This is a genomic window from Pseudomonas sp. F2 (assembly GCF_057174385.1).
On record NZ_CM169904.1, the window covers coordinates 332401 to 345047 of the forward strand.

Sequence of the window (12647 nt, forward strand, 5' to 3'; positions counted from 1 at the left end):
ATTTCACGGAGCGTCCTGCATGTCCGGCAATACCTACGGCAAGTTGTTCACTGTCACCACCGCTGGCGAGAGCCATGGTCCGGCGTTGGTCGCCATTGTCGACGGCTGCCCGCCGGGCCTGGAGATCTCCCTCGACGACCTGCAGCGCGACCTCGATCGGCGCAAGCCGGGCACCAGCCGCCACACCACCCAGCGTCAGGAAGCCGACGAAGTCGAAATCCTCTCCGGCGTGTTCGAAGGGCGCACCACCGGTTGCTCGATCGGCCTGTTGATCCGCAACACCGACCAGAAGTCCAAGGACTATTCGGCGATCAAGGATCTGTTCCGTCCGGCGCACGCCGACTACACCTACCACCACAAATACGGTGAGCGCGATTATCGCGGCGGTGGACGCAGCTCGGCGCGCGAAACGGCCATGCGCGTGGCGGCCGGGGCGATTGCGAAGAAATTCCTCGCCACCCAAGGCATTGTCATTCGTGGCTACATGAGCCAGCTCGGCCCGATCGAAATTCCGTTCAAGACCTGGGATTCGGTGGAACAGAACGCCTTCTTCAGCCCGGACCCGGACAAGGTGCCGGAGCTGGAAGCCTACATGGACCAGTTGCGCCGCGATCAGGACTCGGTCGGGGCGAAGATCACCGTGGTTGCGGAGGGCGTGATGCCGGGCCTGGGCGAGCCGATTTTCGATCGCCTCGACGCTGAACTGGCGCACGCGCTGATGAGCATCAACGCGGTGAAAGGCGTGGAAATCGGCGCCGGTTTCGCCTGCGTCGCCCAGCGTGGCACCGAGCATCGCGATGAACTGACCCCGGAAGGTTTCCTCAGCAACAACGCTGGTGGCATTCTTGGCGGGATCTCGTCCGGTCAGCCGATTGTTGCGCACCTGGCGTTGAAGCCAACGTCGAGCATCACCACCCCGGGTCGTTCGATCGACATTCATGGCAACCCGGTGGACGTGATCACCAAGGGCCGCCATGACCCGTGCGTCGGCATCCGCGCCACGCCGATTGCCGAAGCAATGATGGCCATCGTGCTGATGGACCACCTGCTGCGTCACCGTGGGCAGAACGCCGACGTGCGCGTCAGCACGCCGGTGCTGGGTCAGCTTTGATGGTTGATCGCCAAGCCGTCGCGGTCTGACCGTGGCGGCGCTCCCATACTGGCGGCTGTCCAGTTTCTATCTGTTCTATTTCGCCTTGCTCGGTTCGACAGCGCCGTTTCTGGCGCTGTATTTCAATCACCTCGGCTTCAGCCCCGCGCGCATCGGCGAACTGGTGGCGATCCCGATGCTGATGCGCTGTGTGGCGCCGAACATCTGGGGCTGGCTCGGCGACTACACCGGCAAACGCCTGGCCATCGTGCGCTTCGGCGCAGTGTGCACGCTGCTGACGTTCTCGCTGATTTTCGTCAGCAAGACCTACGCCTGGCTGGCGATGGTCATGGCGCTGCATGCGTTCTTCTGGCACGCGGTATTGCCGCAATTCGAAGTCATCACCCTCGCGCATTTGCAGGGACAAACCTCGCGCTACAGCCAGATTCGCTTGTGGGGTTCGATCGGTTTCATCATCACCGTGGTCGCGCTGGGGCGCTTGTTCGAATGGCTCAGTCTCGATATCTACCCGGCGGCGCTGGTGCTGATCATGGCCGGTATCGTCCTCAGCAGCCTGTGGGTGCCGAATGCGCAACCGCCGCAAGGTAACCGGCCAAACGGCGAAGGCTTCCTCAAGCAACTGCGCAGCCCCGGTGTGCTGGCGTTTTACGTCAGCGTCGCGCTGATGCAGATGAGCCACGGCCCGTATTACACCTTTCTGACCTTGCACCTTGAACGCCTCGGTTACAGCCGTGGCGTGATCGGCATGTTGTGGGCCGTCGGCGTAGTGGCGGAAGTGCTGATGTTCATGGCCATGAGCTGGATTCTCGCGCGGTTTTCCTTGCGTCGGGTGCTGATGGTGAGTTTTCTGCTGGCGGCGCTGCGCTGGTTGCTGCTAGGTTCGTTCGCCGAATTCCTGTGGCTGCTGTTGTTTGCGCAGGTGCTGCACGCGGCGACTTTCGGCAGCTTTCATGCGGCTGCCATCGCTTTCGTGCAACGTAGCTTCGGTGCGCGCCAGCAAGGTCAGGGCCAGGCGCTTTACGCCGCGCTGGCCGGCACCGGTGGCGCGCTCGGTGCGTTGTATTCCGGTTACAGCTGGAATGCCCTCGGCGCGACATTGACCTTTAGTATTGCCAGTCTCGCGGCGCTCGCTGCTGCCGTTATCATTGCCACACGTATGCAAGAGGACAGGCCATGAGCCTTACGCGTGAACAGCTCGCCCAGCAAATCGTCGACGCCGGGCGTTTTCTTTATGGTCGCGGCTGGTCGCCGGCCACCAGCAGCAATTACTCGACGCGCCTGTCGCCGAGCCAAGCGCTGCTGACCGTGTCCGGTAAACACAAGGGCCAGTTGGGGCTGGACGATGTGCTCGCCACGGATCTGTCCGGCAACAGCCTGGAACCGGGCAAAAAACCGTCCGCCGAAACCCTGCTGCACACCCAGCTCTATAGCTGGCGCACGGAAATCGGTGCGGTGCTGCACACCCATTCGGTGAACGCCACGGTCCTGTCGCGGCTGACACCGCAAGACTTTATCGAGTTCGAAGACTACGAACTGCAAAAAGCCTTCAGCGGCATCTCCACCCACGAATCCCGGGTGCGCGTGCCGATCTTCGACAACGATCAGGACATTGCGCGCCTCGCCGCCAAGGTGCAGCCTTGGCTCGACGCCCATCCCGATTGCGTCGGTTACCTGATTCGCGGCCACGGCCTCTACACCTGGGGTGCGCAGATGAGCGATGCGCTGCGGCAGATTGAGGCTTTTGAATTTCTGTTTGAATGCGAGTTGAAAACCCGCAGCGTCATGAACCGCCAAGGCTGACTTCACCAGAAGCCGCCCGTTTGCCTGATCAAATGCACTGCCCGACCGGTCTGCAAGAACCGGACGGCAAGGCCGTTACCGAGGAATTGCCCATGAGCAGCCTGTCCGTTTATCACGTATCCAGCCCCGAGATTCCGAACAAGGTGCTGACCCATTTCGAAGACATCGCCTCGACGCTCGCCGAGCAGGGCGTACGCTTCGACCGCTGGCAAGCCGCGACGAAGATCCAGCCCGGTGCCAGCCAGGAAGAGGTGATCAGCGCCTATCAGGAGCAGATCGACAAACTGATGACCGAGCGCGGTTACATCACCGTCGATGTGATCAGCCTCAACAGCGATCACCCGCAAAAAGCCGAGCTGCGTGCCAAGTTCCTTGAAGAGCACCGCCATGGCGAGGACGAAGTGCGCTTTTTCGTCGCCGGTCGTGGCCTGTTTACTTTGCACATCGACGATTACGTCTACGCGGTGCTGTGCGAGAAGAACGACCTGATCTCGGTGCCGGCCGGCACCAAACACTGGTTCGACATGGGCGAGCACCCGCACTTCGTGGCGATTCGCCTGTTCAACAACCCCGAAGGTTGGGTTGCCAACTTCACTGGCGAAGATATCGCCGGGCGCTTCCCGCGTCTGGAGGACTGAGCCGATGTCGATCAAAGTCATCCTCACCGACATTGAAGGCACCACCAGCGCGGTGAGTTTCGTCTTCGACGTGCTGTTCCCGTATGCCGCCAGACACCTGCCGGACTTCGTGCGGCAGAATGCCGAGCGCGCCGATGTCGCCGAGCAGATCGCCGCCGTGCGCCGCGACAGCAACGAGCCGCAGGCCGATGTTGAACGGGTGGTGGAAATCCTCCTGAGCTGGATCGCCGAAGACCGCAAGGCCACGCCGCTCAAAGCGCTGCAAGGCATGGTCTGGGCGCAGGGCTATCAGGCCGGGCAGTTGAAAGGCCACGTTTACCCGGACGCCGTTGAAGCGCTCAAGCGCTGGCATCAGGCCGGTTATCAACTGTTTGTGTATTCGTCCGGTTCGATCCAGGCGCAGAAACTGATCTTTGGTTGTTCCGAAGCGGGGGATCTGACGCCGCTGTTCAGCGGGTATTTCGACACCACGTCGGGGCCTAAACGCGAAGAACAGTCCTATCGCAACATCCAACAGGCAATTGGCGTCGAGCCGGGGGAGATTCTGTTTCTGTCGGATATCGTCGAGGAACTGGATGCCGCGCAGGCTGCCGGTTTGCAGACCTGTGGCCTGGCCCGCGAGGGTGGAGAACTGGGAAGCCATATCACCGTCGACAGCTTCACCGGCATCGAACCCGAAGCCTTCTAACCACACAAGTCCCTGTAGGAGCTGCGGAAGGCTGCGATCTTTTGACTTTGATTTAAAAGATCAAGATCAAAAGATCGCAGCCTTCGGCAGCTCCTACATAAGAATTGCGTACAAACAAAAGGCCGTGGAGCAGATGCTCCACGGCCTTTTTTTGTTTAATGCGTTTACATTTTTACAGCGAATGATACGTCGGCAGGGCAAAACGCTGCTGGCTTTGCAGCATTGCAATCTGCGGCAGTTCACTGGCTTCTTCTGCCAAGTCACGACGGATGGCGCTGATTGCCCACGACAGTTGGTCGGCGTTGTGCATTTGCTGGTAGGTCAAGGCGCGCTTGAACACTTTGCCTTCGCTGCTGCGCAAGGTCAGCAAAATCCCGCCATCAGGACGCGGTGCAGTGGTGACGTTGAAGTTGGAGAACAGGGAGGTAAATTTTTCTTGAATCAGGCTCATGTCTTTCAGCTCCGTATGCACTTGAAGGGCAAGCATGCACAGGAGGTTGCAGCGATTGTGCCAGCATTTGAAAAATAAAAAATCCTTTAAAATCAATTGCTTAAAAATCATGAAATTTGCACGGGTCGTGCAAACTGCATGAATGGCCATCGTGCATCCTGCATTTTGCGGGATTCTCTTCAGTTGAACGGAACCAAATGGCAAAGGCGCAATCTCCGCTGCCAAGCATGAGCGGGCGGATACAAAACATTGCAAAAACCGCGTGTACAGGCCGAGAAGCGCTGTCGTATTTTCGATCCCGACCTTGCCCGCAACGCAGGTCATGCCACGGCCCGAACAATAAGAAACCGGCCAGCCAGGTCGAACGGGGAACTGCCATGCGTCACGCGCCGAGCGACACGATTACCTGGAGCATGATGCTCCGCAAACTGCCGACAATCGCCAAAGCCATCCCGCGGGTGGTCAAGGGCATGAAAGTCGCCAACGTCACGGATCCGACCCAAACGTGTGGCCTCGGCTGGACCTTCGAGCAGGCAACCCTGCGTAACCCTGAAGGCCTGGCGATCCTGCAGGACAACGTCTTGCTGACCTACGCGCAGGTCAACCAGTGGGCCAATCGCATCGCCCACTATTTGAGTACGCAGGGCATCGGCAAGGGCGATGTGGTCGCGGTGTTCATCGAAAACCGCCCGGAACTGCTGGTGACCATTCTGGCCCTGGCCAAACTCGGCGCGGTCAGTGCGCTGCTCAATACTTCGCAGACCCGCGACACGCTGATTCACAGCATCAATCTGGTAGCGCCGGTGGCGATCGTGCTCGGTGAAGAACTGCAACCGGCGTTTGCCGCGATCCGCGAGCAGGTGTCGATCCCGGCGCAGCGCACCTGGTTTATCGCTGACCGCGACACCTACAGCCACCCGGGCATTGCGCCCGAGGGCTACATCAACCTGATCAGTGCCAGCGCCGATGCGCGCGGTGACAACCCGCCCAGCAGCGGCGAAGTGTTCTTCAACGACCCGTGTTTTTACATCTACACCTCCGGCACCACCGGCCTGCCCAAGGCCGGGGTGTTCAAGCACGGCCGCTGGATGCGCAGCTCGGCCAGCTTCGGCATGATCGCTCTGAACATGACGCCCGACGACGTCGTCTATTGCACCTTGCCGCTGTACCACGCCACCGGCCTCTGCGTGTGCTGGGGCTCGGCGATCAATGGCGCTTCCGGGTTCGCCATCCGCCGCAAGTTCAGCGCCAGCCAGTTCTGGCCGGACGTGCGTCGCTATAACGCGACCACCCTCGGGTATGTCGGCGAATTGTGCCGCTATCTGGTCGATCAGCCGCCCAGTGCCGATGACAGCCGTCACGCCGTGCGCAAGATGATCGGCAACGGCTTGCGTCCCGGCGCCTGGGCCGAGTTCAAGACCCGGTTTGCCGTCGAGCACATCTGCGAACTGTACGCGGCGAGTGATGGCAATATCGGCTTCAGCAACATTCTCAACTTCGACAACACCATTGGTTTCTCGCTGATGGCCTGGGAACTGGTGGCTTACGACCACGACAGCGGGCAGCCGCTGCGCAGCGCCAACGGCTTCATGCGCAAGGTCAGCAAGGGCGAGCAGGGCTTGCTGCTGGCACGGATCGACGAAAAGGCCCCGCTGGACGGCTACACCGACCCAGAGAAAACCGCCAAAGTGGTGCTGCACGATGTGTTCAGCAAGGGCGACCGCTTCTTCAATACCGGCGACTTGCTGCGCAATATCGGTTTCGGCCATGCGCAGTTTGTCGATCGCCTCGGCGATACCTACCGCTGGAAGGGCGAAAACGTCTCGACCACGGAAGTGGAAAACCTGTTGTTGCAGCATCCGCACATTTCCGAGGCGGTGGCCTACGGTGTGGAAGTGCGCAACACCAACGGTCGCGCCGGGATGGCCGCCATCACGCCCGCCGAGTCACTGGCGACCCTGGATTTCTCTGAATTGCTCGCATTCGCCCGTCAGCGCATGCCGGCCTATGCGGTACCGCTGTTCCTGCGGGTGAAGGTGAAAATGGAGACCACCGGGACGTTCAAATACCAGAAGACCCGTTTGAAAAACGAAGGCTTCGACCCCGCCCAGACGGGGGATGACCCAATCTATGCCTGGTTGCCCGGCACCCAGACTTACGTGCAGGTGACGGATCAGGTGCTGGCCGATATTCATCAGGGCAAGTACCGCTATTGAGATTGGCTATGGCAGGACTTGAGAAAAAGGGGGTGACAGCTATGGTCGCGCTCGGGAAACTGTCGGCTTTGCGAATAACCGAAAGTGGAGTTGCCCATGTCTGACCAAAGCCGCCAGATGACCCCTGAAGAAGCTGCCGAATTCACCGAGCAGGTGTTCAACAAGGCGCGCGAAGGTGATGCGCTGATGCTTGATCGGCTGATCAGCGCCGGTTTGCCGGTGAACCTGAAAAACAGCAAGGGCGATACGCTCTTGATGCTCGCCAGTTACTACGGCCACGTCGACGCGGTGCAGGTGCTGCTCAAGCACAAGGCCGACCCGGAAATGCGTAACGGCAACGGCCAGAGCCCGATTGCCGGCGCCGCGTTCAAGGGCGATCTGGCGGTGGTCAAGGCGCTGGTGGAAGCGGGCGCCGAGATCGAAGGTTCGTCCTTCGACGGGCGCACGGAGTTGATGATGGCGGCGATGTTCAACCGCGTTGAAATCGTTGAATACCTGATCAGCAAGGGCGCCAACCCGCAAGCCAAGGATGCCAACGGCATCACCGCGCTGGACGCGGCCCGCACCATGGGCGCAGTCGATACCACGGCGCAGCTGGAAAAGCTGCTGGCCTGAGGCTGTCGAGATGTTGTGGCGAGGGAGCTTGCTCCCGCTCCAGTGCGCAGCGCTGGTAAAAATGGTGAATTCACTGTTTGGGGGCCGCTTCGCGCCCCAGCGGGAGCAAGCTCCCTCGCCACATTGTTCTGTGTGCAGCCGGAGGTCGCAATGCGTTATTCTCCGCGCCCTCAAATTCAACCTTCCACAGGATCCGCCCTCATGAAAGCCGCACTCGTCGAACTCATCAGCAAAATCAGCTCCGGCTGCATGGGCGAGGACGAGATCCTGAACGTGGCCGACGAAGCGGCGCAGGCCTACGCCGATGCCGATGCGTTCCTCGCGGCCAACCCGGACATCAACTACGACGACACCTTCCCGATTCCGCTGGGTGAGTGGGTGGTGGTCGGCAGCCTGCCGGACACCGTGCTGTTCCAGGCCGACACCTACGTTGATCTGTTCGCACAGATCGTCGCCTCGTTTGGCCCGGGCGTCGAATTCAACCTCAAGCCCAAGCAACTGGCCAAGACCGAGGCACTGACCGCACTCAACCGCATTCAGGTGCAGATGAGCAGCCTGAACAAGGAAAACGGCGGTTACACGCTGATGAACTTCAGTCAGCTGCTCGATGACGAGCTGCAAGTGGTGCTGGTCTACGGCAACGACGTGCCACGAGTGCTGGAGCTGTGTGCCGAAGTCGGCATCGCGGCGGCGCCGTCGCTGGAAGCGCTGAAAGTCGCCGTTCACGTCTGAACGCAATAAAAGGGAACCCTGCGCGCGACCGTCTATCCTAAAAGTGCATGCCACTAATCTGGAGTGACACCATGGGTTCCACGTTCAACGGGCTGATTGGCCTGATCATTCTTGCCCTCGACATCTGGGCCATTATCAACGTACTGAAAAGCGGTGCCGAGACCGGGATGAAAATCCTCTGGGTCCTGCTGATCATCCTCCTGCCGGTGCTGGGCCTGATCATCTGGGCGATTGCCGGACCGCGGGGCAATGTGCGGGTCTGAAGAACACTGTAATACCCCTGTAGGAGCTGCCGAAGGCTGCGATCTTTTGACTTTGTTTTTTTTAAAACAGAGATCAAAAGATCGCAGCCTTCGGCAGCTCCTACAGGGATTGTGGATTGTCGATGAACAGAGGTTCGACCTGTCATCTTCGGCAACGTAGAATGCGCGCCTTTCCCGGGCAATCGTCCCCACGATCGACGCCCGCGCATTCATCGGAGCACTTGACCATGACCGTCACCAAGACCAGCGAGTACCTGGAAACCCTTTACGAAGGCTACGGCCAGCGTTTTCGCATGGAAAAACTGCTGCACGAAGTGCGCACCGAACACCAACACCTGGTGATCTTCCAGAACCCGCGCATGGGGCGGGTGATGGCGCTGGACGGCGTGATCCAGACCACCGAAGCCGACGAATTCATCTACCACGAAATGCTCACCCACGTGCCGATCCTCGCCCACGGCACCGCCAAGCGCGTGCTGATCATCGGCGGCGGTGACGGTGGCATGCTGCGCGAAGTGACCAAACACGCCAGCGTCGAGCACATCACCATGGTCGAGATCGACGGCACCGTGGTCGACATGTGCAAGGAATTCCTGCCGAACCACTCCAAGGGCGCCTATGACGATCCACGCCTGAACCTGGTGATCGACGACGGCATGCGTTTCGTTGCCACCACCACAGAAAAATTCGACGTGATCATCTCCGACTCCACCGACCCGATCGGTCCGGGCGAAGTGCTGTTCTCGGAGAACTTCTACCAGGCCTGTCACCGTTGCCTGAACGAAGGCGGGATCCTCGTGACCCAGAACGGCACGCCGTTCATGCAGATCGACGAAGTCAAAACCACCGCCGGTCGCCTGCGCAGCCTGTTCCCGGACTGGCACTTCTATCAAGCGGCCGTGCCGACCTACATTGGCGGTTCGATGACCTTCGCCTGGGGCTCGACCAACCCGGCCTACCGCAAGCTGAGCCGTGAAACCCTGCAGCAACGCTTCATCGGCAGCGGCATCGTCACCCGCTACTACAACCCGGAAATCCACATCGGCGCGTTCGCGCTGCCACAGTACGTGCTGCAGGCGATCAACAAGCCAAGCAACGACTGACGCACTATTCCCGGATCGGTGATAGATCCCCTGTGGTGAGGGGATTTATCCCCGACCGGCTGCGCAGCAGTCGTAAAATCGGCAGACGCGTTGGAACTGACACTATGCGTTCGCTGAATTCAGGGACGCTTCGCGCCCATCGGGGATGAATCCCCTCGCCACACAAGCCTGTTTCCCCATCGGTTAATTTTTTTTCATGTTCGTGCGCCGCAATCCTTTTGAACGATCAATCTCGCCAAAAGTCGAGATACTAGTAAGCCCATTTGCGGGTTTGATCGAGGAGGCACCGATGCAAAAGTGGAAAGTCACTTTCGTGGACGATCATGGTGAAATTGTCGATGAGGTGTTCGAGCGCGCGGAATGCCCCAGTGATGACGAGGCTGCACGCCTGATCAAGGAACGGCTCCTGCCGGTGGCCGCCAAACTGGATCTGAACGATCTGGAAGGGCGAACCCCTGATGCGGGCGTCAAAAGCCTCGAAACCCAGAACAGCATCAAGATCCGCAGCATCACTCCAATCTGAAAATCTTCCTTTCATCCGAAACAACCAGGCCTTGGCAGCAGCTCTATCTTGGGGCTACTCTGCAAGCGAGATCAGCGAACGAATCGCTAAGGTCTGGTCTTGTCAGCTACATGCTTGTTTCCCGCCGGCAACCGGTTTGCCGATGTACTTCTGGCCTGTAAGGCCCGGGGCGGGAATACGGAAAGTCTATCCATCTATCCGAGGGGGACGTTTCATGAGCACAGCCTATCAAGAAGACATCAGCAGCAACGTACTGCGCCGCATGAAAGAAGGCGGTTTCGACTTTTCCCGGTTCCATCCCATCGAGTTCTACGCCATTTTCCCGGACGAGGAGCGGGCGCGCAGGGCGGCGGGCAAATTTCGTGGTGAATCCATCAATGCCCAGGTCAGTGCGCGCGAAGATGGCGCCTGGTCACTGGAACTGAGCAAAGTGATGCACGCGACCTATGACGACATTGGCGATTTCGAGCAGGGCTTTTCTGCCGTGGTCGAGCCGCTGGGCGGCATCATCGAGGGCTGGGGCGTCAAGCAGGAGGTGCGCAACCGCCATCGTCTGAACTGATCTCTGGTTTCAGGTATTGAGCAACGGCTGACCTTCGGGTTGGCCGTTGTCGTTTTCAAAGATCAAAAGATCGCAACCTCCGGCAGCCCCTGCACCAATCACCTGCAGGAGCTGCCGGAGGCTGCGATCTTTTGCTTTTTACTTTCAAAACATTTCAGAAAGCCAAAAAAAAGCCACCGGAGAGGGTGGCTAAAAGGGAAGACCGATAAGGAGAGGAAACCGGTCAGGGTTACGGCCTGCGGGGACTGCGTGGGCAGTCCGGATCAGTGGAGCTGAAGCCTTCAGTGGGGAAGTTTTCAGCGGATGCGCCGATTATCCGCAGCCCGACGCAAGCAGTGAAATCAACTCTGACTATGCTGGTGATAGGCGATGCAGTGCGTCGCAATGAAGCGGGGGCAATCCTGTTGGAGCATTTGCCGCACAGGAATGGTGCGGTGTTTGCGGCTTGATTATCCAACCGATTGAAATCAAAGCGTTTATGCCGATGGCACGGGCCTTGCGAAGGCCTGTAGGTCCGGGTGACAAGGAGTACGGCATGATCCGCACCTATTTTGATGAAATGTACGATGCCGGCGGCCAGGTCCGCCCGCATTACCGGGAGTTCGCCCGCTGGCTTGCCGACACGCCTGACGAGTTGCTGGCGCAACGGCGGCGCGAGGCCGACCTGCTGTTCCACCGGGCCGGGATCACCTTCACGCTCTATGGCGACGAGCAGGGCACCGAGCGCCTGATTCCGTTCGACACCATTCCGCGCAGCATCCCCGCCAGCGAGTGGCGGATCGTCGAGCGCGGCTGCATCCAGCGGGTCAAGGCGCTGAACATGTTCCTCGCCGACCTCTATCACGAACAGCGCATCATCAAGGCCGGGATCATCCCCGCCGAACAGGTGCTGGCCAACGAGCAGTACCAGTTGGCGATGCAGGGCCTGGACCTGCACCGCGATATCTATTCGCATATCTCCGGCGTTGATCTGGTGCGCGACGGCGACGGCACCTACTACGTGCTCGAAGACAACCTGCGTACCCCGAGCGGCGTCAGCTACATGCTTGAAGACCGCAAGATGATGATGCGCCTGTTTCCGGAGCTGTTCGCCGCCCAGCGCATCGCGCCTATCGATCACTACCCGAACCTGTTGCTCGACACCCTGAAAAGCTCCAGCCCGATCGACGACCCGAGCGTGGTGGTACTGACGCCGGGGCGCTTCAACAGTGCGTTCTTCGAACACGCCTTTCTGGCACGGGAAATGGGCGTCGAGCTGGTGGAGGGCGCGGATCTGTTTGTGCGTGACGACAAGGTCTTCATGCGCACCACCGACGGGCCGAAAGCGGTGGACGTGATCTACCGGCGTCTCGACGACGCTTTCCTCGACCCGCTGGCGTTCCGCCCGGACTCAATGCTCGGCGTGCCGGGACTGTTGTCTTCCTATCGCTCGGGCAACGTGGTGCTGGCCAACGCCATTGGCACCGGCGTGGCGGACGACAAGTCGGTGTACCCGTTTGTCACCGACATGATCCGCTTTTACCTCGACGAAGAGCCGATCCTGAAGAATGTGCCGACCTGGCAGTGCCGCAACCCCTCGGAACTTTCCCACGTCCTGGCCAATCTGCCGGATCTGGTGGTCAAGGAAACCCAAGGCTCCGGCGGTTACGGAATGCTGGTGGGGCCGGCGGCGACGGCGGCGGAAATCGATGCATTCCGCGAGCGGATCAAAGCCAAACCCCACGCGTACATCGCGCAGCCGACGTTGTCACTGTCGACCTGTCCGACCTTTGTCGAAAACGGCATTGCACCACGCCATATCGACCTGCGTCCGTTTGTACTGTCTGGCCGCGAAACCCGGGTCGTGCCCGGCGGTTTGACCCGTGTCGCCCTGCGTGAAGGCTCCCTGGTGGTGAATTCCTCCCAGGGTGGCGGAACCAAGGACACCTGGGTGGTCGAGGATTGA

The 12647-nt window shown here is 59.9% G+C and carries 14 protein-coding genes; 13 read left to right on the top strand and 1 reads right to left on the bottom strand.

Going from position 1 to position 12647, the window contains the following annotated elements:
• Nucleotides 1-19 precede the first annotated feature (19 nt).
• The 5 genes from aroC (at nucleotide 20) to mtnC (ending at nucleotide 4237) form a co-directional block, all read left to right on the top strand.
• Nucleotides 20-1111 carry a chorismate synthase gene (gene aroC / locus AC193Q_RS01540; protein WP_095667109.1) on the top strand — a complete coding sequence of 364 codons (1092 nt, stop codon included), beginning with the start codon at nucleotides 20-22 and terminating at the stop codon, nucleotides 1109-1111.
• Nucleotides 1112-1142: 31 nt separating this feature from the next.
• Nucleotides 1143-2288 carry an MFS transporter gene (locus tag AC193Q_RS01545; protein WP_483879072.1) on the top strand — a complete coding sequence of 382 codons (1146 nt, stop codon included), beginning with the start codon at nucleotides 1143-1145 and terminating at the stop codon, nucleotides 2286-2288.
• Nucleotides 2285-2911 carry a methylthioribulose 1-phosphate dehydratase gene (locus tag AC193Q_RS01550; protein WP_047292955.1) on the top strand — a complete coding sequence of 209 codons (627 nt, stop codon included), beginning with the start codon at nucleotides 2285-2287 and terminating at the stop codon, nucleotides 2909-2911. Before AC193Q_RS01545 ends, AC193Q_RS01550 begins: the two co-directional genes overlap by 4 nt.
• 92 nt (nucleotides 2912-3003) lie before the next feature.
• The gene (locus tag AC193Q_RS01555) at nucleotides 3004-3549 is read left to right on the top strand and encodes a 1,2-dihydroxy-3-keto-5-methylthiopentene dioxygenase (RefSeq protein ID WP_047293056.1); all 546 of its coding nucleotides are present in this window, start codon (nucleotides 3004-3006) and stop codon (nucleotides 3547-3549) included.
• 4 nt (nucleotides 3550-3553) lie between these two features.
• Nucleotides 3554-4237: an acireductone synthase gene (mtnC, locus tag AC193Q_RS01560; protein WP_095667107.1), complete on the top strand. Its 684-nt coding sequence runs from the start codon at nucleotides 3554-3556 to the stop codon at nucleotides 4235-4237.
• Between the two features lie 172 nt (nucleotides 4238-4409).
• On the opposite strand, the gene AC193Q_RS01565 is transcribed toward mtnC, so the two are convergent.
• Nucleotides 4410-4688 carry a DUF3509 domain-containing protein gene (locus AC193Q_RS01565; protein WP_027613327.1) on the bottom strand — a complete coding sequence of 93 codons (279 nt, stop codon included), beginning with the start codon at nucleotides 4686-4688 and terminating at the stop codon, nucleotides 4410-4412.
• 377 nt (nucleotides 4689-5065) lie between these two features.
• Here AC193Q_RS01565 and AC193Q_RS01570 point away from each other — a divergent pair, with 377 nt between their 5' ends.
• The 8 genes from AC193Q_RS01570 to AC193Q_RS01605 all read left to right on the top strand — a co-directional run bounded on the left by AC193Q_RS01570 (nucleotide 5066) and on the right by AC193Q_RS01605 (nucleotide 12647).
• Nucleotides 5066-6904 carry a long-chain-acyl-CoA synthetase gene (locus AC193Q_RS01570; protein ID WP_483879073.1) on the top strand — a complete coding sequence of 613 codons (1839 nt, stop codon included), beginning with the start codon at nucleotides 5066-5068 and terminating at the stop codon, nucleotides 6902-6904.
• 96 nt (nucleotides 6905-7000) lie between these two features.
• Nucleotides 7001-7519 carry an ankyrin repeat domain-containing protein gene (locus tag AC193Q_RS01575; RefSeq protein ID WP_483879074.1) on the top strand — a complete coding sequence of 173 codons (519 nt, stop codon included), beginning with the start codon at nucleotides 7001-7003 and terminating at the stop codon, nucleotides 7517-7519.
• A gap of 201 nt (nucleotides 7520-7720) precedes the next feature.
• Nucleotides 7721-8251 (top strand): hypothetical protein, encoded by a 531-nt coding sequence (locus AC193Q_RS01580; protein ID WP_047292960.1) that lies wholly within the window; start codon nucleotides 7721-7723, stop codon nucleotides 8249-8251.
• A gap of 71 nt (nucleotides 8252-8322) precedes the next feature.
• Entirely contained in the window at nucleotides 8323-8514 is a 192-nt protein-coding gene (locus tag AC193Q_RS01585) for a PLDc N-terminal domain-containing protein (RefSeq protein ID WP_007960694.1), read from the top strand.
• A gap of 227 nt (nucleotides 8515-8741) precedes the next feature.
• Nucleotides 8742-9617, top strand: a complete 876-nt coding sequence (gene speE / locus AC193Q_RS01590; protein ID WP_041068886.1) for a polyamine aminopropyltransferase — start codon at nucleotides 8742-8744, stop codon at nucleotides 9615-9617.
• 289 nt (nucleotides 9618-9906) lie between these two features.
• On the top strand, nucleotides 9907-10140 hold the full coding sequence (locus AC193Q_RS01595; protein ID WP_041068889.1) for a hypothetical protein: 234 nt from the start codon (nucleotides 9907-9909) through the stop codon (nucleotides 10138-10140).
• A 214-nt stretch (nucleotides 10141-10354) separates the two neighbouring features.
• Nucleotides 10355-10702, top strand: a complete 348-nt coding sequence (locus AC193Q_RS01600) for a ribonuclease E inhibitor RraB (protein WP_041068892.1) — start codon at nucleotides 10355-10357, stop codon at nucleotides 10700-10702.
• A 535-nt stretch (nucleotides 10703-11237) separates the two neighbouring features.
• Nucleotides 11238-12647, top strand: a complete 1410-nt coding sequence (locus AC193Q_RS01605) for a circularly permuted type 2 ATP-grasp protein (RefSeq protein ID WP_041068899.1) — start codon at nucleotides 11238-11240, stop codon at nucleotides 12645-12647.